At 63.3% G+C, this 21781-nt stretch carries 18 protein-coding genes and 1 other RNA gene; 9 read left to right on the top strand and 10 right to left on the bottom strand.

Features of this window, described 5'->3' with window-relative positions; genetic code table 11:
- Positions 1 to 86: 86 nt before the first annotated feature.
- A complete protein-coding gene (locus tag P2G67_RS09840; RefSeq protein ID WP_275822530.1) occupies positions 87 to 1034 on the bottom strand; it encodes a threonine/serine dehydratase in 948 nt (315 codons plus the stop codon).
- 118 nt (positions 1035 to 1152) lie between these two features.
- On the opposite strand from P2G67_RS09840, the gene P2G67_RS09845 reads away from it, so the two are divergent.
- From P2G67_RS09845 to P2G67_RS09855, 3 genes are all read left to right on the top strand, one after another.
- Positions 1153 to 2469 carry a DUF2254 domain-containing protein gene (locus P2G67_RS09845; RefSeq protein ID WP_275822532.1) on the top strand — a complete coding sequence of 439 codons (1317 nt, stop codon included), beginning with the start codon at positions 1153 to 1155 and terminating at the stop codon, positions 2467 to 2469.
- 317 nt (positions 2470 to 2786) lie between these two features.
- The gene (locus P2G67_RS09850; RefSeq protein WP_437124255.1) at positions 2787 to 4580 is read left to right on the top strand and encodes a ribonucleoside-diphosphate reductase subunit alpha; all 1794 of its coding nucleotides are present in this window, start codon (positions 2787 to 2789) and stop codon (positions 4578 to 4580) included.
- A 62-nt stretch (positions 4581 to 4642) separates the two neighbouring features.
- The gene (locus P2G67_RS09855; RefSeq protein ID WP_275822536.1) at positions 4643 to 5602 is read left to right on the top strand and encodes a ribonucleotide-diphosphate reductase subunit beta; all 960 of its coding nucleotides are present in this window, start codon (positions 4643 to 4645) and stop codon (positions 5600 to 5602) included.
- Between the two features lie 120 nt (positions 5603 to 5722).
- Here the strand turns inward: P2G67_RS09855 and P2G67_RS09860 are convergent, their stop codons facing one another.
- Positions 5723 to 6934, bottom strand: coding sequence for an argininosuccinate synthase (locus P2G67_RS09860; protein ID WP_275822538.1), 1212 nt, complete (start codon positions 6932 to 6934; stop codon positions 5723 to 5725).
- Between the two features lie 158 nt (positions 6935 to 7092).
- Here P2G67_RS09860 and pabB point away from each other — a divergent pair, with 158 nt between their 5' ends.
- Entirely contained in the window at positions 7093 to 9156 is a 2064-nt protein-coding gene (gene pabB / locus P2G67_RS09865; protein WP_275822540.1) for an aminodeoxychorismate synthase component I, read from the top strand.
- Positions 9157 to 9187: 31 nt separating this feature from the next.
- On the opposite strand, the gene P2G67_RS09870 is transcribed toward pabB, so the two are convergent.
- Complete coding sequence (locus P2G67_RS09870; RefSeq protein WP_275822542.1) at positions 9188 to 9694, bottom strand: SspB family protein; 507 nt, start codon at positions 9692 to 9694, stop codon at positions 9188 to 9190.
- Between the two features lie 89 nt (positions 9695 to 9783).
- Positions 9784 to 10148, bottom strand: a transfer-messenger RNA (tmRNA) gene (gene ssrA / locus P2G67_RS09875).
- A 145-nt stretch (positions 10149 to 10293) separates the two neighbouring features.
- Here ssrA and thyX point away from each other — a divergent pair.
- The gene (gene thyX / locus P2G67_RS09880; protein ID WP_275822544.1) at positions 10294 to 11235 is read left to right on the top strand and encodes an FAD-dependent thymidylate synthase; all 942 of its coding nucleotides are present in this window, start codon (positions 10294 to 10296) and stop codon (positions 11233 to 11235) included.
- Between the two features lie 17 nt (positions 11236 to 11252).
- Here the strand turns inward: thyX and P2G67_RS09885 are convergent, their stop codons facing one another.
- Both P2G67_RS09885 and P2G67_RS09890 read right to left on the bottom strand, forming a co-directional pair.
- A complete protein-coding gene (locus tag P2G67_RS09885) occupies positions 11253 to 12320 on the bottom strand; it encodes a GNAT family N-acetyltransferase (RefSeq protein WP_275822546.1) in 1068 nt (355 codons plus the stop codon).
- Positions 12321 to 12596: 276 nt separating this feature from the next.
- A complete protein-coding gene (locus tag P2G67_RS09890) occupies positions 12597 to 13058 on the bottom strand; it encodes a nucleoside deaminase (protein WP_367575374.1) in 462 nt (153 codons plus the stop codon).
- A gap of 109 nt (positions 13059 to 13167) precedes the next feature.
- Here P2G67_RS09890 and P2G67_RS09895 point away from each other — a divergent pair, with 109 nt between their 5' ends.
- From P2G67_RS09895 to rsmD, 4 genes are read left to right on the top strand one after another with little or no spacing between them, the layout of a single operon-like run.
- Positions 13168 to 13593 carry a DUF3775 domain-containing protein gene (locus P2G67_RS09895; RefSeq protein ID WP_275822551.1) on the top strand — a complete coding sequence of 142 codons (426 nt, stop codon included), beginning with the start codon at positions 13168 to 13170 and terminating at the stop codon, positions 13591 to 13593.
- Between the two features lie 7 nt (positions 13594 to 13600).
- Positions 13601 to 14317, top strand: coding sequence for a gamma-glutamyl-gamma-aminobutyrate hydrolase family protein (locus tag P2G67_RS09900; RefSeq protein WP_275822553.1), 717 nt, complete (start codon positions 13601 to 13603; stop codon positions 14315 to 14317).
- Complete coding sequence (locus tag P2G67_RS09905) at positions 14310 to 15092, top strand: pseudouridine synthase (RefSeq protein WP_275822555.1); 783 nt, start codon at positions 14310 to 14312, stop codon at positions 15090 to 15092. The genes P2G67_RS09900 and P2G67_RS09905 overlap by 8 nt, the downstream gene beginning before the upstream one ends.
- Positions 15073 to 15651, top strand: a complete 579-nt coding sequence (rsmD, locus tag P2G67_RS09910) for a 16S rRNA (guanine(966)-N(2))-methyltransferase RsmD (RefSeq protein WP_275822557.1) — start codon at positions 15073 to 15075, stop codon at positions 15649 to 15651. Before P2G67_RS09905 ends, rsmD begins: the two co-directional genes overlap by 20 nt.
- 15 nt (positions 15652 to 15666) lie before the next feature.
- On the opposite strand, the gene P2G67_RS09915 is transcribed toward rsmD, so the two are convergent.
- The 4 genes from P2G67_RS09915 to malQ all read right to left on the bottom strand — a co-directional run bounded on the left by P2G67_RS09915 (position 15667) and on the right by malQ (position 21781).
- On the bottom strand, positions 15667 to 16437 hold the full coding sequence (locus P2G67_RS09915) for a DODA-type extradiol aromatic ring-opening family dioxygenase (RefSeq protein ID WP_275822558.1): 771 nt from the start codon (positions 16435 to 16437) through the stop codon (positions 15667 to 15669).
- 185 nt (positions 16438 to 16622) lie between these two features.
- Entirely contained in the window at positions 16623 to 17240 is a 618-nt protein-coding gene (rpsD, locus tag P2G67_RS09920) for a 30S ribosomal protein S4 (RefSeq protein ID WP_275822560.1), read from the bottom strand.
- A 135-nt stretch (positions 17241 to 17375) separates the two neighbouring features.
- Positions 17376 to 19946 (bottom strand): malto-oligosyltrehalose synthase, encoded by a 2571-nt coding sequence (gene treY / locus P2G67_RS09925; RefSeq protein ID WP_275822562.1) that lies wholly within the window; start codon positions 19944 to 19946, stop codon positions 17376 to 17378.
- Positions 19943 to 21781, bottom strand: coding sequence for a 4-alpha-glucanotransferase (gene malQ, locus P2G67_RS09930; RefSeq protein ID WP_275822564.1), 1839 nt, complete (start codon positions 21779 to 21781; stop codon positions 19943 to 19945). Before malQ ends, treY begins: the two co-directional genes overlap by 4 nt.

Below are 21781 nucleotides of genomic sequence, written 5' to 3' on the forward strand. Positions count from 1 at the left end.
TCTCCTTTTAGATCAGCCCGCGCCAGACGCAGGCGGATATGGCGCGGCGCTTCGAGGACATTGCCCCTGACGCAGCCACCGCGCAATCAGCCGGTGAACGTCACCGAAGTGGTGTTGGCGCCACAGAGCAGTACCGCCACGCGCTCCCCTACCTTCGGTTGGTAAGCGCCGGACAGCAAGGCAGCCATTGCCGCAGCGCCGCCCGGCTCGGCAACGACGCGCAGCACTTGCCAAAGCACATTCTGGGTCTGCCGGATGGCGTCATCGCTCACGAGCACTGTCTGGGCGACGAACTGCTGCGCCAGGGAAAAGCCTAGGGACCCGATCCGCTTCGGTGCCAGGGAATCCGCCGCCAAGCCCTCGGCCGGCGCGTCCACAGGCTCACCCGCTTCCAAAGCCCGAGTTAAGGTGGGCGCCCCTTCCGGCTCGACACCGACCAGTTTCGCCGCGCCGCGATACCAGCCGGCCAGACCGCCGATCAGCCCCCCTCCCCCAACGGCAACCAAGAGCGTATCTATGTCCGGCGCCTGTTGTTCGAGCTCGCAGCCCACAGTGCCCTGCCCCAGGAGCGTTTCCACCTGATCGTAGGCATGGATTGCCAGTGCACCGCTCTGTGCTTGCCAGTCTTCGCTGGCGCTGAGCGCATCGGCGTAGCGCCCGCCTCCCACGACGAGTCTGGCGCCAAAACTGCGGATAAGCGCCAACTTGGCCTCTGATGCGATGGTGGGTACGAAGATGCTGGCTGGCACCTGCAGTGCCTGTGCAGCACAGGCCACCGCGGCACCGTGGTTGCCGCCGGAAGCGGCAACGACGCCTGCCTCGGGAAGTGTACGCAGGAGCAGACTGGCAAAGGCGCCGCGCGCCTTGAAGGCGCCAGAGCGTTGCAGGAACTCGAGCTTGAAGCAGAGCCTTTCCGTCTTGAGGCCGAAATCCGCGCCGCTGACCTCAATCACCGGTGTTCGGCGCAGGTATGGCGCAACACGCTCGGCTGCATCGGCGATGGCATCTCGTGTAACGGCGCTGCTATCGGCCACGTTGTCACCCTGTCGCTGCTTTTGAGAACGGCGAGCGCAGGGTAAGGCGGTTCAACGAGTCCCGAAAGTCTCTATAAGGGGGCGAGCAGAGACTGTCCCTCACCAGGAGACCGCGCGCATGTTTGCTCGTTTACAGGCGTTATGGGAGCAGATCAACACAGGCCTCTGGTTTGTTCCGGGATTGATGCTGCTCGGCGCACTGCTGCTGGCGTGGTTGAGCATGGCCGTGTCGCTCGCAGGCTTCGATCCGGACAGCCTTTGGTGGCTGAGCAGTGGCGATCGCGAGTCGGTGGCGGCATTGCTGTCCACCTTACTCACTTCGATGATCACGCTTGCGACGCTTGCGATCTCCATCACCATGGTCGTGTTGACGCTGGCCGCCGGCCAACTGGGCCCGCGCCTGATTCGCAGCTTCATGGCCGACAAAAGCACGCAGTTCATGCTGGGATTCTTCCTGGCCACCATCGTCTATCTCGTTGTGGTTCTGCGCGGCGTGAACGCCGATTTGGGCAGGGAAGAGAGTCATCACGTTGTTGCGACCGTCGGCGCTGCTTTGTCGCTGGGCTGCGTCGTTCTGCTGCTGTTTTTCGTGCACCACCTGGGGCGCTCAATCGTTGCGGACACGGTGATCGAACGGGTCGGACGGCAACTCGACGCCACCATTGAGGAGATGTTGCCCAAGTCCGAAAACACTCCGTCCGAGCCCGCTTCCCACTCCTCTTCCCACGACGACGGCGCAGTCTTTAGCCTGGTGCGCGGCGGCTATGTTCAGGCGGTCGATCATGACGCCCTTGTGGAATGTGCCAAAGATTTCCAGTGCCAAGTTCTGCTCGACTTTCGACCCGGCCACTTTCTTATTCCTCACGGCGCGCACGGCAGGGTCTACCCTGCATCGAACTGCTCTGAAAAACTAATTCAGGGGGTCCGCAACGCCATCGCCGTGGGCGGTCAACGCAGCGCGGCCCAGGATCTTGAATACGCCATTCGCCAGCTCGTCGAGGTGGCTCTGCGCGCGCTGTCGCCCGGCATCAACGATCCCTTCACGGCCATCGTGGTGATCGATCGTCTGGGCTTGTGTCTGGCCGAGATCATGCGGCGGGATCCACCCAAGGCGATCTGGCAGGATGATGAGGGCTGCACCCGGGTCGTCGGCCAGCCCATTACCTTTGCCGGTCTGACTGATGCAGCGTTCAATCAGATTCGCCAGTCAGGGGGGCGACCGGCGATCCTGATCCAGATGATGGCCATCCTCAAACAGCTGGCCGAACAGGCGCGCACCGAGGAACATCGACAGGCGCTTGATGAGCAGGTAGGGCTGGTGCTCGACGCTGGAGAACGCTGCATCGCGGCCGCTTACGACCGCAGGCCGCTGGAAACGCGCGCCGCCGAGGCGAGACGGCACCTGGCTGCCATGGAGCACGCTGCACGGTCTTGATGGACTGCGACCACCGGGCTATTGTTCTCTTTATGTTCCGGGTGACAGACGGTCATTCTCTGCTAGATTTGGTCGGCGCACCGTTCGCACCCGCTATATTTAGTGCACAGCGCGAATAATCCACAGCCTTGGGAAAAATGGAGACAGTCATGGATGGCTCGACGATTCTGCAGGAAAACGGCCCTGCCCGCGCCTATCCGGAGGCTGTGGATAAGGCTGTGGACAGCAAGCGGACACATGAATCTGCCATGGGCGATCTGCTGCCGACCGGGGAGTTCCGGGACCGATTCCAAAACGAGCGAGGCATCACGGTGCATATGCACCGGGAGCGCGACGGCCTGTTGACTCGCTTCGGCAAAGCAACGCTCGACGACCGCTACCTTCTGGAAGGCGAGTCTTATCAGGACCTCTTTGCGCGCGTGGCTGCCCACTTTGCGGACGACAGCGCGCATGCGCAGCGGCTCTACGACTACATCTCCAAGCTCTGGTTCATGCCCGCCACGCCTGTCCTGTCCAATGGCGGCACAAAGCGAGGTTTGCCGATCTCCTGTTTCCTGAACGAAGCCAACGACAGCCTGGAGGGCATCGTCGATCTCTGGAACGAGAATGTCTGGTTGGCGGCCCGCGGTGGGGGCATCGGCAGCTACTGGGGCAATCTCCGCTCGATCGGCGAGAAGGTGGGGATGAATGGCAAGACGAGCGGCGTCATCCCTTTCATCCGGGTGATGGATTCGCTGACGCTCGCTATCAGCCAGGGTTCATTGCGCCGCGGGTCAGCCGCCGTCTACCTGCCCATAGATCATCCTGAGATCGAGGAGTTCATCGAACTGCGCCGGCCCACCGGCGGTGACCCCAACCGCAAGGCACTGAACCTGCACCATGGTGTTGTGGTTTCCGATGCCTTCATGCGTGCCGTGGCGGACGATGAGGAGTGGGCGCTGAAGAGCCCGAAGGACCAATCAGTGGTGCGCAAGGTTACCGCACGCAGCCTGTGGATTCGCCTGCTCACCTCGCGCATCGAGACGGGCGAGCCCTATATCATCTTCGGCGACCACGTGAACCGGGCGATGCCCGAGCATCACAAGCTCTCCGGTCTCACGGTGAAGATGTCCAATCTCTGCAGCGAGATCACCTTGCCCACGGGCATCGACCACCGCGGGCGCGATCGCACGGCGGTCTGCTGCCTCTCCTCGCTCAATCTCGAGACCTGGGAGGAGTGGCACGACCATCCCGACTTCGTCGAAGATGTCATGCGCTTCCTCGACAATGTGCTCTCGGACTTCGTCGCCAACGCGCCGGAATCCATGGACCGCGCCAAGTATGCCGCCATGCGCGAACGCTCGGTTGGTCTGGGGGTCATGGGCTTCCACTCCTTCCTGCAGAAGCAACGCATTCCCTTCGAAAGCGTCATGGCGAAGGTCTGGAACAACCGCATGTTCAAGCAAATCCGCGAGCAAGCGGATGCCGCGTCGCGGGTTTTGGCAGAAGAGCGTGGCCCCTGCCCAGATGCGGCAGAGCACGGCATCATGGAACGCTTTTCCCACAAACTGGCGATCGCTCCGACCGCGTCCATCTCCATCATCTGCGGTGGTACCTCGCCGGGCATTGAGCCCTTGGCCGGCAACGCCTTTACCCACAAGACGCTGTCCGGCTCCTTCGCGGTGCGTAATCCTTATCTTGAGAAACTACTCGAGGAGAAGGGCCGAAACGACGAAGACACTTGGACTTCTATCACCATCAATGAAGGCTCGGTGCAGCACCTTGAGTGTCTGGACGAGGACGAGAAGGCTGTCTTCAAGACGGCATTCGAACTCGATCAGCGCTGGCTGATCGAACACGCCGGCGATCGCAGCCCGCACATCTGCCAGGCACAGTCGCTCAACCTCTTCCTGCCGGCCAATGTGCATAAGCGCGATCTGCATCAGATTCATTTGCTGGCATGGAAGAAAGGTGTGAAGAGCCTCTACTACTGCCGTTCTCGCTCCTTGCAGCGGGCGGAATCGGTGCTGGCCGCCGGGCTCGGCGTCGTGCCGATGCTGGGGAAGGTGAACGGCCAGGATGAGCCCGCGGCTTCCACACTGGATTACGAGGAATGCCTCGCCTGCCAGTGAACCGCCGGCACGACGCTCGGGCCGCCATCAAGACACATTCGTTTCAGTGAAAGTCTCTGTTCATGTCCCTTCTTGAGTCCGACCCCATCTACAAGCCCTTCCGCTATCCCTGGGCCTACGATGCCTGGCTGCAGCAGCAGCGCATCCACTGGCTGCCGGAAGAGGTTCCCTTGGCAGACGACGTGAAGGACTGGCAGCGCGTGCTCAGCGAAGGCGAGCGCAATCTGCTGACCCAGATCTTTCGCTTCTTCACCCAGTCGGACGTGGAAGTGAACAACTGCTACATGAAGCACTATTCGCGGGTCTTCAAACCCACGGAAGTGCAGATGATGCTGGCCGCTTTCTCCAATATGGAAACGGTGCACATCGCCGCCTACAGTCACCTGCTCGACACGCTAGGCATGCCGGAAGCCGAGTACAGCGCCTTCCTCCACTACAAGGAGATGAAGGACAAGTATGACTATATGCAGGCCTTCGGCGTCGAAACGAAGCGCGATATTGCCATTACCATGGCGGTCTTCGGAGCCTTTACAGAAGGGCTTCAGCTTTTCGCCAGCTTCGCGATCCTGCTGAACTTCCCGCGCTTCAACAAGATGAAGGGGATGGGGCAGATCATTTCCTGGTCGGTGCGCGATGAAAGCCTACACACCGCCTCGATCATCCGGCTGTTCCGCACCTTCATGGACGAGAACCCCGAAGTCTGGAGCGAGGAATTGGAGCGCGAGCTCTACCGCGCCTGCGAGACCATCGTGACCCATGAAGACGCCTTCATCGACCTCGCCTTCGAGATGGACGGCGTTCAGGGTCTCACAGCCGAGGATGTGAAGCGCTACATCCGCTACATCGCCGACCGACGTCTGACGCAGCTTGGCCTACAGCCGATCTATCGCAGCGAGCGCAATCCCCTGCCCTGGCTCGACGCCATGCTCAACGGCATGGAGCACACCAACTTCTTCGAGAATCGCTCGACCGAGTATTCGAAGGCGGCAACCCAGGGGAGCTGGGAAGAAGCCTTCGAATAAGGGGGCGACCGAAAGGCTTCCGGTTTCGCGTACAGAACGCGGAGTTCGCCTTCCCGCAGCGCCACCGCACTACGTTCCCGCAAGGCCCCTCTCGGTGGACGGAACCGCCGCAGCCCTAAATCAGTGGCCGCGGCGCTCCAGGAGACGCAGGCGCAGGGCGTTGAGCTTGATGAAGCCTTCGGCGTCGCGCTGGTCATAGACCGTGTCTTCCTCGAAGGTCACATGCGCTTCGCTGTAGAGGCTGCGCGGGCTCTTGCGCCCCACCACATTGACCGAGCCCTTGTAGAGCTTGAGGCGCACTGTGCCCTCCACATGCTCCTGGCTCTTGTCGATGGCCGCTTGCAGCATCTCGCGCTCGGGCGCGAACCAGAAGCCGTTGTAGACCAACTCCGCATAGCGCGGCATCAGCTCGTCCTTCAGGTGCATGGCGCCCCGGTCGAGAGTGAGTTGCTCGATGCCGCGATGGGCCTGAAGCAAAACCGTTCCGCCCGGCGTCTCGTAAATGCCGCGGCTCTTCATGCCGACGAAGCGGTTCTCAACCAGGTCAAGCCGGCCGATGCCGTTTTCCCCGCCCAGTCGATTGAGCTCGGTCAGCAGTGTGGCCGGGCTCATGCGCTCGCCGTCGATGGCAACGGGATCGCCCTTCTCGAACTCGACCTCGATGTAGGTCGGCTTGTCCGGTGCCTGTTCCGGGGAAACGCTGCGGGAGTAGACATACTCCTGCGCCTCCTCCCAGGGATCCTCCAGAACCTTCCCCTCGGCGGAGATGTGCAGCAGATTGGCGTCCACGGAGAAAGGCGCCTCGCCGCGCTTGTCCTTGGCGATGGGAATCTGGTGCTTCTCAGCGAAGTCGATCAGCTTGGTGCGGCTGTTCAGGTCCCATTCGCGCCAAGGGGCGATCACCTTGATGCCCGGCTCCAGGGCGTAGTAGCCCAATTCGAAGCGAACCTGGTCGTTGCCCTTGCCCGTGGCGCCGTGGGAAACCGCATCGGCCCCGCTCTGGCGGGCGATCTCGATCTGGCGCTTGGCGATCAGCGGCCGGGCAATGGAAGTGCCAAGCAGGTAGAGCCCCTCATAGAGCGCATTGGCGCGGAACATCGGGAAGACGAAATCCCGCACGAACTCTTCGCGCAGGTCTTCGATGAAAATGTTCTCCGACTTGATGCCGAGCAACTCGGCCTTCTTGCGCGCCGGCTCCAACTCCTCGCCTTGGCCGAGGTCAGCGGTGAAGGTCACCACCTCGCACTCGTAGGTTTCCTGCAGCCACTTGAGGATGACAGAGGTGTCGAGGCCGCCGGAATAGGCGAGAACCACTTTCTTGACGTCGCGCATGGGGAAGTCCGTGAGGCTGGTGTAAGCGAGGATCGTGTTTGGCGCGGCAGTATAGGGCAAAGGCTCCGGCCCGCAAGCAGTGCGGGAAGCGGATGTCGGCCTTGGCAGCACCGCCTCCGTCGGGCTAGAAGCGCCTCTGCTGCACGGTGACGGAACGCATGCGCACACTGATCATCGACAATCACGATTCCTTCACGTTCAACCTCTTCCACCTGCTGGGAGAGGTGAATGGCGAAGCGCCACTGGTGGTGTCGCAGGATGCCTGTACCTGGGCGGAGATCCAGGCTTTGTCCTTCGACAACATCCTCATATCGCCTGGACCCGGCACGCCGGCGCGCGCGCAGGATCTGGGACTCTCGGCAGAGGCAGTGCACCATGCCCAGGTGCCCTTGCTGGGCGTGTGCCTGGGGCATCAGGCAATGGTGCAACTCGCCGGCGGCACTGTCCGGCACGCGCCCGAGCCGATGCATGGACGTCTCGACCGGATAAGGCATGAAGAATTGGGGCTCTTCGCCGGCCTGCCCAACCCTCTGCAGGTCGTGCGCTATCACTCGCTGTTGGCCTATGACCCCTTGCCGGCCGGCCTGCGCGTGACGGCCCGCAACGCCAGTGGCCTGATCATGGCGCTGGCGGATGAGCGGCAGGCACGCTGGGGTGTGCAGTTTCACCCTGAGTCGATCTGCTCTGAGTCAGGCAGCGCGCTGCTCCAGAATTTTCGCGACCTCAGCCGAGATGCCCTGGCGCGCACCCAAATGGGCTACCGCAAGCCGCCCGTACCCGAAGCGCCCAAGGCAGTCAGGCAGGAGGTCGGGCACCCTCCAGGCCGCTGCCGCCTGCATCTGCGTGAACTGCCCGCAGTGCCTGAGGCAGAAATGGCTTACCTCTCCTGTTTCGCTGAGGAGCCAAATGCCTTCTGGCTGGACAGCGCGAAGGTGGTCCCGGGCCTGTCGCGCTGGTCCTTCCTAGGCACGGGCCGGCCTGGCCCCGGCAGTCTGGACGAACTGGACAACGCTCTCGCATCGGTCAGCCTCGAGGGCGGAGAGGCGCCTTTTCCATTCCGTGGCGGATGGGTTGGCTGGATCGGCTATGAAGCGAAGGAGCAATGCGGCTACCCGCGCCGCTTCGCATCCACCTTGCCGGAGACGGGCTTCCTCTTCGTTGATCGCTTTCTTGCCATCGATCACTGCGACGGGCGGGCCTGGCTGGCTTTCGCTGCGTGCGACGGCACCCCTGCCACCGAAATCGAGGCTTGGTTTGACCAGGTGCAGGAACAGCTCTCGGCCCAGTCTCAAGTTGCGCCCTTGGCGACGCAGCCACCGGGGCCGGGCGCCACCTCCCTGCTCGTGCAGGCAAGGCACGAGGCTGATGCCTATCTGGCTCGGATCAGGCAAGCCCAAGCCGCGATCCGGGATGGTGAATCCTATGAGGTCTGTCTCACCAATCGCTTGGAAGTTTGGGCCGCGGTCGATCCCCTTACGGTTTACCGCAACCTGCGCCGGCTCAATCCCGCCCCCCACGCAGCCTATCTGCGTCTAGGCGAACTTACGCTGGTCAGTTCTTCGCCGGAACGCTTCCTCTCAGCGACGGCCGAGGGCCAACTGCAGGCCAAGCCAATCAAGGGAACGGTCCGGCGTGATGCTGATCCCGCGCGTGATGCCGCTCTGGCCGACACCTTGCGCAGCGGCGAGAAGGATCGGGCAGAGAACCTGATGATCGTCGACCTCTTGCGTCACGACCTTGGACGGGTGGCGCAGCTGGGAAGTGTGCGGGTGCCCGCCCTGATGCAGGTGGAAAGCTATGCGACGGTCCACCAGCTGGTCTCCACCATCGAGGCACAGCTGGCTCCCGATCATACGCTGGTAGACGCGATCCGAGCCGCCTTCCCGCCCGGTTCCATGACCGGGGCCCCGAAGCGTCGGACCCTGGAGATCATCGACAGCCTCGAAGAGGGGCCGCGCGGAGCCTATTCCGGTGCGCTGGGCTGGATCGGCATGGATGGTGCGGCGGATCTCTCCGTGGTGATTCGCACCTTGGTGCAGGAGACGCCCGATCACTGGAGCCTGGGTGCAGGCGGGGCCATCACTGCGCTCTCAGACCCTGAGGCCGAATTGGAAGAAATGTTTCTGAAAGCCCAGGCGCCGTTAGCTGCGCTGGCCCTTGCCGTCACCGGCGACCCCTCGGCTTGGCGCTACCACACGCACAACGGCGAGGCTGCTGAGTAACGCGCTTGGGAAGGTGAAGCTGCCTCGCAGCTCAGGTCTTTTTTCGGAACCGGTCGAGGGTGACCACCTTCTCCCCTTCGTCGACTGGCGCCGAATCAGGCTGCTCCGCCTCGGTCTCGCCCTCATCCGGACTGGCAGTCGTTTCGGTGCCGTCACCCTCTTCAACGCTATCCTGCAGCATTGACAGCGCACCGAACTGCAAGCCGAACCGCACACTGGGGTCGGCAAAGCCCGTAAGGGCGTCGAAGGGAATGACCAGGTTCTCGGCGATGTCGCCAAAGGTCAGGGTTACCTCGAAGTGCTCTTCCTCGACCTTGAGGTCCCAGAAACGGTGCTGCAGCACAATGGTCATCTCATCCGGATAGCGCGCACGCAGGCGATCGGCGATCTGCACGCCCGGGTGCGTCGTCCGGAAGGTGATATAGAAATGGTGCTCGCCCGGAAGGCCTTCTGCCACCACCTGTTGCAACGCCACGCGAACGACACCGCGCAGGGCGTCCTCAACCATCAGGTCGTAGCGCAAGACCTCATCACTCATAAGAACCGTTCCTTGTCAGCCACTGAGATAGCAGCGCGGCACCCATATTGCGCGCTTGGCCGAAGCGATCAAGCAATGCGTGGAAAGAAAGCGGGGCGCTTCTGTTGCCAGGTGCGCCCCAAACCCCGCCTCAGGGGCTGAACCCTGAGGACTTAGATCGGTTCACCCGACCGCTTACGCGGCGAGGCGAGCCTCAGCATAGTTGTCATTCGCAACTATATTTCGGCCCGATAACGGCGGTACCATGCCGAGCGCCCAACACTTCTTTACCACGCGTGTCGATCCTGTTTCGCCCCCATGAAGCCGCCACGCCTTGAGCTGCGGCGGCGAAATTGGTGGAGGCGCCGGGTACTGCCCCCGGGTCCACTGCGCTTATGCCAAGTGCCAGTTTAGCGCCATAACCGGTTGCCCGGTACGCAATGATATAGGACGTCTGCGCGCCCCATGGAAGGGGGCAAATGTACCGCAAGGCTCACTGATGAGCGCGTGAGCGGCCGTGCACCCCACTTGGCGGCACTTCCTGTGCAGTGGACTTTGCGCGAGCAGACTCGGGGTATATGCGCTAGGCTCCTCCATCCCTTTCCGGAGGAGTGTGGAGCATGCCGCTGACGCCCGAGCAGCAGGCCGAGGTCGAACGCCTGCGCGACGAAACGCAAGCCACCCGCCGCGCAACGGTGCCGGCGCTCGAAGAGATTCTGTACCAGGCGCTGCCGGTGCTCGATCACGGGTTTGTGCGCATCATAGACTACATGGGTGACGATGCCGCGGTGGTTCAGGCGGCCAGGGTTTCTTATGGCCGCGGCACGAAGCGGGTGCAGGAGGATCGAGGGCTGATCCGCTATCTGCTGCGTCACCGCCACACCACGCCTTTCGAGATGTGCGAGATCAAGCTGCACGTGAAGCTGCCAATCTTTGTCGCTCGGCAGTGGATCCGGCACCGCACGGCGAATGTGAACGAGTACTCCGGCCGCTATTCCATCATGGACCGGGAGTTTTACATCCCGGCCCCGGAGCATCTGGCCGCGCAGTCACGCAGCAACCGGCAAGGCCGCGGCAATCTGCTCGAAGGCGAGGAAGCTGCCGAGGTTCTGGAGCTGCTCAAGCGCGATGCCGCGCAGAGCTATGCCGACTATCAGTCTATGCTGAACGAGACCGATTCCGGGGAGATCATCGACCCCGGTCGTAAGGGGCTAGCGCGCGAGCTGGCGCGCATGAACCTGCCGGTGAACTTCTACACTCAGTGGTACTGGAAGACCGACCTGCACAATCTGCTGCACTTCCTCTCCCTGCGCGCCGACCCCCACGCACAGTACGAGATTCGGGCCTACGCCGAAGCCATGCTGGAGGCAGCCAAGCGCTGGGTGCCGCTCACTTTTGAGGCATACGAGGACTATATTGCCGGCGGGGCACAGCTCTCGCGCCAGGGGCTGGAGGTGACGCGACGCCTTCTCGCCGGCGAACAGGTCGAACAGGAAGACAGCGGGTTGTCTCCACGTGAGTGGCGTGAGCTCATGGGGCTGCTGGGGCGCGGCCAGTCCTGACCTGTCGCGCTGGTCGATCAGATCTGCATGACCTTGTGGACCGTTGAACGTGCCGACCGACGCAACGACAGGGGCGTGCGAGCATAGAGCCGCCTCAAAAGGGGCATGACCCCTCTGACGATCAAATCGGCGTAGAGCATACCGCGGAAAGTGCAAGCATGGATCCACTCGTTCTCGGTTGCGAAATGCGTGGCCCAGGCGCGCTTGTATGCGCTGTCGGAGGGAAGCAGGTCGAAGACCGTGATGTCTGTGTCGAAACACCATCGCAGTGTCTCCAGAAGCTGAAGGTGCCCCGGGCTATAACGCGCATAGTCAGCGTCCATCGCGCCAAGGAACGAATAGTAGTGATCCTTGCTGATGAACCCGATTTCCAGGGCAATCGGATGACCGTCCAGGTTCAGCTCCGAGACGAAGCCACCGGATTCCTCGCATTCAAGAAAGTCGAGTAACGCGGCCAAGCAGCCGGCATCCGCGAAGACGCGGCTGATCTTGCCGTGCGTTTCCATCCATTCGACCTTCAGATCGATCGCACGCCGGCCCAGGTCCCGGGCCCGGGTGCCGCCCTTATGGACAGCGAAGCATAGGGTGCCGCTTTCTTCCAGGCGGCGGCGTTTACGGCGATAGCTCTTAAGAGCGCTTTTGCTGAGCGTGGCAAGGTAATCCTCGAAGGAGTCGAAGGATGCCAAATCGACATAGGGTCCCCGTTTCTCAGCCAGGGGCACGGCCTTGAAATCCCTAATGAAGGGCATCACCGCAGCGTCTGTGCGTGTCTTGGGTAGGTAGATGACATCGATCTGGTCGCCATCACGCCGCAGGTGGTCGACGATCCGGTTCATGAGCGCCCGGACATCGCATTCGTCCTGGGCCACCACATCACCGTAAGCGGAAAGCGGTTCCCCGAGCCATTGCAGCACTCCAACGCCATTGCGCTCCACGAAAGCCATGGGCGCTATCACCAAGAGCTCTCCCTGATCAAAGGCAGCGACCACGCGTGCCCTCTCCTGGCCGCGATGCTGCTGGCGCAACAGCGCCAGTATCCACTCAGGCGTTTGAAATGTGCTCACATGGCGTTCCTGGCTGCCCACGAGTGCGCGCCAAGCCGGCACTAAGGCCTCGGCCTCAGCCGAGGTCTTGAGCACTTTAATGTGCGGCTCCATCGTATCCCCCACCCGTGAAGACTGCACCTATCAGCGTAACAAGCTCTGGTCCGAGCTACTCAAAGTTTAGGTGAAGGGCCTGCTGAGCTGGGTCACTTTTCGGTCCGTTACGCGGGGGAATGGCGGTAGGCAGGATCAATGGGCGATCTGTACTGCCACTTTGAGGAGTGACCAAAGGGAGAACGACAGCCTCTTGCTGCGTCACTATCTTCTTTTCGCGTGGAAGAAGTCTCGCAACAGCCTGGCCGCGGCAGCTTCCATCACTCCACCGATTACCTCCGGCTTGTGATGACAGGTGGTTCGTTCGAACACTCTGGCACCGTGCTCCACGCCACCGCCTTTGGGATCATAGGCACCAAAGATCAAACGGCGAATGCGTGCAAAGGCAATGGCCTGAGCGCACATGGCGCAGGGCTCCAGCGTGACATAGAGATCGCACTCCACCAGCCTCGGACTATGAAGCGCTGCAGCAGCGGCGCGGATTGCCAGAAGCTCGGCATGGGCGGTTGGATCACAATCCCGCTCCACCAGATTGTGCGCCGCAGTAAGAATGCGCCCGCTTCGGCTTTCAACCACAACCGCACCAACCGGCACCTCTCCGGCCCTGGCTGCCTGTTCAGCCTGCGCCAGGGCAAACTGCATAGGGGAGCTGTCGTTTACATGCATGGCTTGAGACTGCACCGCCGTTGCGCTGGGTCAAGGATCACGCTACCCCTTTTCCGCTAATCGTCGGTAACCCTTAGCACCAACCACAAGCATCCATTCGGGAGCGGCCATGCTTCAGATGAACCCCGACAAGGTCTGCTTCATCGTCCTGCGCGCGCGCGAACTGCAGGAAGAAGATCTGATCGAGAATCCGGAACAGGACGACGACGAGGATTTCGATCTTGCCCATGAGGAGGCCTTCGACGAGCTGGATGGGCATGACCCGCAGGAAGCCAATCCTTTGCATGAGGAACTGGAAGGCTTCATCGACGCCATGAGCGAGGACGAGCAGGTCGAGTTGGTGGCGCTGGCCTGGCTCGGGCGAGGCGACTACGACAAGACTGAATGGGGCGACGCTCTGGAGGCGGCTGCGGACCGGAGCAATCAACGCACGGCCGAGTACCTATTGGGGATGCCCATGGTGGCCGACTACCTTGAGGAAGGGCTGGACACCTTCGGCCTGTCCTGTGCCGAATTTGACGAAGCGAGGATGTAACCCAGCCATGGCGCGACGCCCAGTCATCGGCCTGACACTCGATTCGGAGGAAGCCGGCGGTTACTCAGCGATGCCCTGGTACGCTTTGCGACGGAACTACTTCTCCGCCGTCGTACGTGCCGGCGGCCTGCCCTTGGCCCTGCCCCACGAGGCGGAGCTTGCGGCGGCCTACCTTCATCTGCTGGATGGTCTCATCGTCACCGGCGGTGCGTTCGACATCGACCCTGCCCTCTTCGGGGAAGAAGAACGCCATCCCAGCGTCACCATGAAGCAGGCGCGCACAGCCTTCGAGTTGGAAGCCGCACGCCTTGCAGTCAAACGCGACCTGCCGCTGTTCGGCATCTGCGGCGGCGCCCAGCTTCTCAACGTGGTCTTCGGCGGCACCCTGATCCAGCACATCCCCGACAGTGTCGAAGCGGCTCTGGCGCACGAGCAGCCCGGACCGCGCGACCGCCCGGGCCATGCCGTTTCCATCGTCGCCGGCACCCGCCTGGAACGCGTCTGCGGTGCCGGCGAACTGCAGGTCAATTCGGCCCATCATCAGGCGGTGGCCGACCTGGGCACCGGGCTGGTCATCAACGCCCGGGCCCCGGACGGGGTAATCGAGGGCATCGAGCACCCTGATCTGGCTTTCTGTATCGGGGTGCAATGGCATCCTGAGTATGAGATCTCGGCTGCCGACCACGCCCTTTTTCATTCCTTTGTCGAGGCAGCACGTGGCTGAAATTGAAACCGGCGAGCGTATTGCCAAGGTCATCGCCCGCTCCGGCCTCTGTTCGCGGCGGGAAGCGGAGGCGCTGATCGAACAGGGGCGCGTCGACCTCGACGGACAGACGGTGCAGGAACCGGGAACCAAGGTGCTGCCCGGTCAGCGGGTCACGGTCGATGGCGAAGCCCTGGCCGCGGCCGAACCCGCGGGCCTCTGGCGTTTCCACAAACCGAAGGGCCTGCTGACCACCGAGCGTGACCCACAGGGGCGTCCGACGATCTACGACCGCCTGCCGGCGGGATTGCCGCGAATCATGCCCGTGGGGCGCCTGGACCTGAACTCCGAGGGCCTGCTGCTGCTCACCAATGACGGTGGGCTCAAACGGCGTCTCGAACTGCCCGCCACCGGCTGGCTGCGGCGCTACCGGGTGCGGGTCTATGGCCGGGTGCAGCAAAGCGATCTCGATCGGCTGTCCCACGGCGTGACGATCGATGGCGTCGTCTATGGCGCGGTGCAGGCGCGGCTCGACTCGCAGAGCGGCAGCAACGCCTGGCTCACCTTCCGGCTGCGCGAAGGCAAGAATCGCGAAGTCCGCAAGCTCTGCGACCACCTCGGCTACCGGGTGAACCGACTATTGAGGGTCGCCTACGGACCCTTCCAGCTCGGCGCCTTGCCCGAGGGCGAGCTGGAGGAAGTGCCGGCCAAGGTCCTACGCGAACAGCTGGGGACGGCTGCGACACCTGCTCCAGGCAAGATCGACAGCGGCGGGCATGCGCGTCGTCGCCGGTAGATACGGGGGCCGTCGGCTCGAGGCGCCACAGGGCCGCAATCTTCGCCCCACCTCGGAACGCAGCCGGGAAGCGCTTTTCAGCATCCTGGAGTCCGGTCGCCGCAGCGAAGGTCGTCGGTTGCCGCAGGGCGCCCGAGTGCTCGACGCCTTTGCCGGTACGGGGGCGCTTGGCATCGAAGCCTTCTCCCGGGGGGCAGCGAGTGTCTGCTTCCTGGAGAACGCCCAGGAATCCCTGACTTTCCTGCGCCGCAATCTCAGGGGCCTAGAACCTTCCGACGCCTTGCAGGTCAAAGGTGCGGATGTCCTGAAACCGCCCGTCGCGCCAGCACCCAGCGATCTGGTTCTGATGGACCCCCCCTATGACCGCAGCCTCGCAGCCCCTGCTCTAACGGCGCTGGCGGATGCCGGTTGGATCGGTCCCGAGACCCTGGTTGTCGTGGAGACATCAAACCGGGAACTGGAGCACGCCCCGGAAGGCTTTATCCTGCTGGATCAGCGGCGCTACGGGCGCGCGCGCCTGTCCTTCCTGCGTCAAGACCCTGTCAGCCTTCAGGATTGATCCGGCCGGTGCGTGTCACTGGTCCCAGGCAAAGGCCGCCATAGAGAGGTTGCCGTAGGTGAAGCCGCGGTGCAGCAGGCGTCCGGCGCCCTGCCCCGCTCCCATGGCGAAGAAGAGCGGCAAGAAATGCTCGTCCGTCGGCTGGGCCTGCCGGGCATCGCCGCGATCCTGCCAGGCCAGCAAAGAGTCGCGCCGGTCTTCCGTCACGCTCTCCACCAGCCAGTCCTCGAAGGCTTGAGCCCAGGCCGCAGGGCGATCGCTGTGGCTCAGGGCGCGCAGATTGTGCACGGCGCCGCCGGAGCCGACCAGCAGCACGCCTTCCTCACGCAACGGCGCAAGCAGGCGTCCGATCTCATGGTGATGGGCCGCGCCCTGCCCGCGGGTCAGCGAAAGCTGCACCACCGGAATGTCCGCCTCGGGGTACATCAACAGCAAGGGCACCCAGGCGCCGTGATCCAGGCCCTGGTCCGCGACTGCTTTCGGTGGAAGTCCGCCATCGCCGAGCAGCGCCGCTGCTTGCTCGGCCAGGTCTCGGCTGCCCGGTGCCGGATAGCGCAGCCGGTAGAGCGCATCGGGAAAGCCGTAGAAGTCGTGAATGGTCTCGGGCCGCTCCGCCGTGCCGAGAGAGGGGACGGTCGCTTCCCAGTGTGCGGACACGATCAGAATGGCCTTCGGTCGCGGCAGGTTCTGCCCGAGCGTTCGCAGGAAGGCAGGCGTCGCGCCTTCCTCAAGCGGCAGCGTCGGCGCGCCGTGAGAAAGGAAAAGGCTGGGAAGCTTGCGAGTCATCTCGGGCACCTATCGTCTCTGGAGTGCGGCGTCACCGACCGGGCGGCAACACCTCCTGGACGTCAAGATAACCCTTTACCGGCGGCCGAATAAGAAACACCCGTGGCGAATGACTGTTTCGCCACGGGTGACAATCTTGTCGTTTCGCGCAGCGGGCCAGAGCAGAAGCCCCGGCCCGCGTCGCGTTAGCGGGAGTAGAACTCGATGACCAGGTTCGGTTCCATCTGCACCGGATAGGGCACGTCGGCCAGCTTCGGGCCGCGCAGATAGGTGGCCTTCAGGCCGTTGTCTTCGATGTCGATGTAGTCCGGCACGTCGCGCTCGGCGGAACTCACGGCCTCCAGCACCAGAACAAGCTCGCGGCTCTTCTGCTTCACTTCCACCACATCGCCGTCGCGCAGCTGATAGGAGGGAATGTTCACCCGCTTGCCGTTGACCAGCACATGGCCGTGGTTCACGAACTGGCGGGCAGCGAAGACGGTCGGCACGAACTTGGAGCGATAGACCACCGCGTCCAGGCGGCGCTCCAACAGCTCAATGAGGTTCTCGCCCGTGTCGCCGCGGCGACGGGTGGCTTCCTCGTAGTACTTGCGGAACTGCTTCTCGCCGATGTTGCCGTAGTAGCCCTTCAGCTTCTGCTTCGCAGAGAGCTGGGTGCCGAAGTCGGAAGGCTTGCGCCGGCGGCTCTGGCCATGCTGGCCCGGGCCATACTGGCGGCGATTGACGGGGCTTTTCGGCCGGCCCCAGAGGTTTTCGCCAAGACGGCGATTGATCTTGTACTTAGACTGAAGGCGCTTTGACATGCGCTGATCCTTCGCTTGAGCGGTTGCCTTTGTCCCGGTAGTCCAAAGCCGAAAGGCAATGGCGGGACGCACAACAAGGTGCACGCCCGCGTTCCCAGGAGTGAGGCCGGCACTTTATCCGGCGGCGGGCAAAGGTCAAGGGCCAGCGTCGGTCCAGGCAACCGCCACCGGAAAGTCGCGCCACAGCCGATCCAAGGCTATACGGCCGTCCGGCACGCGGCGGCCACTGAGCATGCGCAAGACCGAACCGCTGGACAAGCACAGGAAGGTCCGGGCAAACGCGCCGGGGCTCCAGGCCAGTTGGCCGGGCAAAAGATGCCGCAGCACCAGGCGGGGAACCGCCACGATAAGCCTGCTGTCGGGCAGGCTGCGCGAGAAGGCCAGCACGTGCTGCGCTTCGTCACCCTCGACTCTGAGCGGCTCGTAGTGACCGTCCTGAAACAGCGCCCGCCTCGCCTGGCGCAGGCCCAGCAGGTGGGTGAGCAACCAAAGCTTCGGCAAGCCTTCGCGCCAGCGCTCGAGAACCTGCGTCGCCGTGAGGGCCTTCGCCTCTTCCAGCAATTGCATACGCCGGACGAAGTCGATGGGCCGGCGATTGTCCGGATCGACCATGCTGAAATCATAGAGTTCCGAGCCCTGATAGATATCGGGCACGCCCGGCAGGGTCAGCTTCAGGGTGAGTTGCGACAGGGAGTTCACCGCCCCGGCCGTTTCAGTCTGTGCGATGGTTGCGCGAATGTCGCGCAGCAGCGGCCGTTGTGCCGGCTCGAACAGCCCCCTGACGAAGGTTTCCAAGCCCTGTTCATAAGCCCGGTTCGGTGCGGTCCAGCTCGTTCGCTCCTTGGCTTCGCGCACCGCCTTGATCAAGAAACCGGCAGTCCGCTCTGCCAGCTCCTGCAGCCCGTCCTCATTGTCCAGCGCAAGTTCCGGCGGCCAGGCGCCCAGCAAGGCTTGGTAGAGCAGCCACTCGACCGATCGGTCCGGCAGTCCCGATACGTCCGGAGCCGGCCAGAGAGGCGCGGCTGCAGCCCGCCAGCGCTCCACCGCCTCGGCCCAGGCAGACGGCATTTCGCTCAACACGGCAAGGCGGGCGCGGGCATCCTCTCCACGTTTGGTGTCATGGGTTGCAGTGGCCGAAAGCGCGCCGGATCCCTGTGCTTGGCGTCGGCCCATGGCGTCATGGAAGTGCTCGCTTTCCAGCCCGAAGCGCGCCGGCTCCGCCCCAACCTCATTGAGGGCGATGAGGCGATTGAAACGATAGAAGAGTGTATCCTCCATGGCCTTCGCCATCAGAGGGCCGCTGGTCTGCTGAAAGCGTTGAATGAAGGTCCGGCGAACACCGCCATGCCAGGGGTCCTCTTTCACCGGCTGCAGCAGCAGATCTATGATGAATCCCAGCGCGCGTCTGTCTTCTATCCGGCGATCGGACACCACCTCTTGGGCAGCCTGGAGCAGGAGCAAGCGATCGCGCCGCGAGGGGCCGCCGGTGTCGATATAGGTTCGGTAAACGGGGAGCGCGATCAGCAATTCGATGATCGCCTTCCTTAGGGAATCCGCAGGAAGGTCCCGGCTTGCCGTGTCCTCGGCTGCAATCTGCGTCATCATTTCGACGAGCGCCGTCAACTCGGCTGCAAGATTGTCGCTCAGGACCTGCCGCTTGGCGGCCCGAAGCGCCGCAGCATAATCGGCCCCGGCTCCGGTGAAACGACACCAGGCCTCGGTGAAAGCAGGTTCAGCCTCCGGATCGACCTGCAGGGCCGTTAGCATCGCACCCAGTTCATAGCCCGTGGTGCCGGCACAGGCCCAGTCTTCCGGAAGGCTTTCATCCGGCCCAAGGATCTTCTCGACGAGGGCGGAACTGCGCCCACTCGCCTCGCGGAGACGAAAGAGATAGGTCTTCGGATCTGCCAGCCCGTCGATGTGGTCGATCCGCAAACGATCGACCGAGCCTTCCCGGAGCAGCCGCAACGGCAGGGCATGAACGGCTGCAAAAACACGCGGGTCCTCAACGCGCACCCCAACCAGATCCGTGATCTCGAAGAAGCGACGATAGCTGAGTGCGGCCCTGGCCAATCGCCAATGAGCCAGGCGCCAGACCTGCGCTTCGTGCAGAGCGTGGAGCAGTTCAGGGTTGCGATTGACCCGTTCCACTACGCTGCGCTTGTCCAGCGTTGCGCCGCACACCACATCCAGCGAAGCCGGATGCAAAGGCAGGTGCAGGTCCCTGTAGCGAAACTGGAACTCATCACTTTCTTGATGCCACACCACGGAAAAGTGACCCGCCGCCAGTGCCTCACCATAGGGCTCCGCCAGCAGAGGCAGAAGCAGGCGCGGTGCCCCCCAGTCGATATCGAAACAGTGCGCGTAAGTGCTGTCCTGTCCATGGATCAGCAGGTCATGCCACCAGGGGTTCGCGGTGCGGGCAGCCATGTGATTGGGCACGATATCCAACAGCATCGCCAGGCCGTGATCGCGTAGTGTTTCCGAAAGCAGCCGGAATCCCTCCTCTCCTCCCAGGCCGGGATCGAACCGCTGGTGATCGATGACATCGTAGCCGTGAGTCGAGCCGGGCACGGCGGCAAAGATCGGCGACGCGTAGAGGTGGCTGACCCCCAACTCGGCCAGATAAGGCACCAGCTCCGCTGCCTTCGCGAAGGTCATGCCGTTGCGAAACTGCAGGCGATAGCTAGCAAGAAACTCAGTCATGGCAGCCTGCTCGCCCCCTGCGCGTTAGGTCGCGGCCGCTCCGCCGCCACCGCTGCCAGCGTGGCGTTGAAAAGCGGCTCGGCGTCCAGTGCCTCGAGACTGCAGGAGAGCCGTTGTCGCCAGTTGGGGTACTCCGCGCGCGTTCCAGGGAGATTGACCTGCCTGCGCTCTCCCAGAAGGTCTTCGATCTGCACGGCCATCAGGCGGCTGGGCGTCCGGGCGAGGAAGCGATGCACGCCAATGACTGGCGGCTCGCCCGCAGCGATCTCACCACTGTCGATGTCCTCCGCAGCCAGAGCCTTCAAGACTTCCTGTTTCTCGCTCGCTCGCGCATTGCTGAGCCCTTCGGCGGCGTCTGCCGAAAGCAGCTCGAGAGATCGTCGCATTAGGACATCCTCGCCCCGCCACCAGCCGGCGAATGTGGGGGTGTCGTGACTGCCAAGACAGGCCAGGGCTGACCGCGGCCAGCGTGCCGGCGGCTTAAAGCCGCCGGTCCTGCTGCGCTCAAGATAGAACAGGCGATAGCCGGCCATGCCCACCGTCGCCATGGCATCGCGGAAGCCTGCGGGCACCACTCCCAAGTCCTCTCCGATGATGAGCGCCCGGGCCTCCTGCGATGCCGCAGCAAGGGCGCGCAGAATCCTATCCATCGGATAAAGCACATAGGCGCCTTCCGCCGGCGTGGCACCTTCCGGGATCCAGAACAGGCGATAGACGCTCATGGCGTGGTCGATCCGCAAGGCGCCAGCCTGGCTCAGTATCGCGTCATAGGAACGTCGCAGCGGCATCAGCTCGCTCTTGAACAGTGCGGCCGGCGAGAGGGGCGCCAACCCCCAATCCTGACCCAACGGGTTGAAGCTGTCCGGTGGCGCGCCGATGGTCGCCCCCACGACCGTCAGGCTGCGGTCGCTCCAAGTGGCCGCGCCGTCCGGAGCGGTGCCGACCGCAAGATCGAGGTAGAGCCCAATGCGCATACCGGCCTGCTTCAGGCGCTGCTTCGCCGCTGCGAGCTGCTCCTGGGCGAGCCATTGCAGCCAGAGATGAAAGTCCACCTCGCCGTCGTACTCATGCGCAAAGAGTGCCACCGCCTGGCTCTCGGAATGTTCATAGGCGGCGGGCCAACTGGTCCATCCAGCGCCGAAGCCCTCGGACACCATGAAACAGCTCAGCGCCTCGAAGAGGGCGTAGCGCTGCAGCTCCGCTCCGCCCTGCTCCAGGAAGGCTTGCGGCACGCTCGGCCGTCGACGTTGCCACACGTGACGCAGGGCGCGCAGCTTGGCCGCACCGACGGCGGCATAATCAAGCGTCTCTACCGAACGGAGCCCGGAAAGTGCAGCCGCATCAACGTCCGCTGGAATGAAGCCTTCTACGCAGTCGACCGCGATATAGAGCGGGTTGAGGAAGCTGCGGTGGCTTGGAAAAAAAGGGCTGCTGCGCTCCGGAGCGGCCATGAAAAGGGCGTGCAGCGGATTGATCCCGAGAAAATCCGCCCCCCTGCCGGCAAGCATTTCGCCCAGGCGGGCCAGATCCTCGAAATCACCCATTCCCCAGTTGCGCTGCGAACGCAGGGCATAGAGTTGACAGGTCACGCCCCAGACGCGACCACGCGTGAGAAAGCTGGGTAGATGACACGTGACGCCCTCCGGTGCCTCGGGCGGCGGGGGCCAGGGTTCTTGGGGAACCGGGAAACCTTCGGCTGGCACCGCGCCATGGCCGAGCACCTCGAGCAGAGCCGCCACACTCGTTTCCGGCACCTGGAACAGCCTTCCATCAGCACCGCGATAGCGGGTCACGAGGCCATAGGCCATGGCCAGACGGTCCAGTTCAGGTGCCAT

The organism is Aquibaculum arenosum (genome assembly GCF_029222965.1).
In the GTDB taxonomy this organism is placed as follows: Bacteria; Pseudomonadota; Alphaproteobacteria; order Kiloniellales; family DSM-21159; genus Aquibaculum; species Aquibaculum arenosum.

Bases quoted from the DNA above. Each gene is read 5' to 3' on its own strand.
- thyX (WP_275822544.1), top strand. From the start codon at position 10,294: ATGCCGCTGACGCCCGAGCAGCAGGCCGAGGTCGAACGCCTGCGCGAC.
- P2G67_RS09850 (WP_437124255.1), top strand. From the start codon at position 2,787: ATGCACCGGGAGCGCGACGGCCTGTTGACTCGCTTCGGCAAAGCAACG.
- P2G67_RS09900 (WP_275822553.1), top strand. From the start codon at position 13,601: ATGGCGCGACGCCCAGTCATCGGCCTGACACTCGATTCGGAGGAAGCC.
- rsmD (WP_275822557.1), top strand. From the start codon at position 15,073: ATGCGCGTCGTCGCCGGTAGATACGGGGGCCGTCGGCTCGAGGCGCCA.
- P2G67_RS09860 (WP_275822538.1), bottom strand. From the start codon at position 6,934: ATGCGCGACGTCAAGAAAGTGGTTCTCGCCTATTCCGGCGGCCTCGAC.
- P2G67_RS09895 (WP_275822551.1), top strand. From the start codon at position 13,168: ATGCTTCAGATGAACCCCGACAAGGTCTGCTTCATCGTCCTGCGCGCG.
- P2G67_RS09890 (WP_367575374.1), bottom strand. From the start codon at position 13,058: ATGCATGTAAACGACAGCTCCCCTATGCAGTTTGCCCTGGCGCAGGCT.
- P2G67_RS09845 (WP_275822532.1), top strand. From the start codon at position 1,153: ATGTTTGCTCGTTTACAGGCGTTATGGGAGCAGATCAACACAGGCCTC.
- malQ (WP_275822564.1), bottom strand. From the start codon at position 21,781: ATGGCACCTGAACTGGACCGTCTGGCCATGGCCTATGGCCTCGTGACC.
- P2G67_RS09915 (WP_275822558.1), bottom strand. From the start codon at position 16,437: ATGACTCGCAAGCTTCCCAGCCTTTTCCTTTCTCACGGCGCGCCGACG.
- P2G67_RS09855 (WP_275822536.1), top strand. From the start codon at position 4,643: ATGTCCCTTCTTGAGTCCGACCCCATCTACAAGCCCTTCCGCTATCCC.
- pabB (WP_275822540.1), top strand. From the start codon at position 7,093: ATGCGCACACTGATCATCGACAATCACGATTCCTTCACGTTCAACCTC.
- treY (WP_275822562.1), bottom strand. From the start codon at position 19,946: ATGACTGAGTTTCTTGCTAGCTATCGCCTGCAGTTTCGCAACGGCATG.
- P2G67_RS09870 (WP_275822542.1), bottom strand. From the start codon at position 9,694: ATGAGTGATGAGGTCTTGCGCTACGACCTGATGGTTGAGGACGCCCTG.
- rpsD (WP_275822560.1), bottom strand. From the start codon at position 17,240: ATGTCAAAGCGCCTTCAGTCTAAGTACAAGATCAATCGCCGTCTTGGC.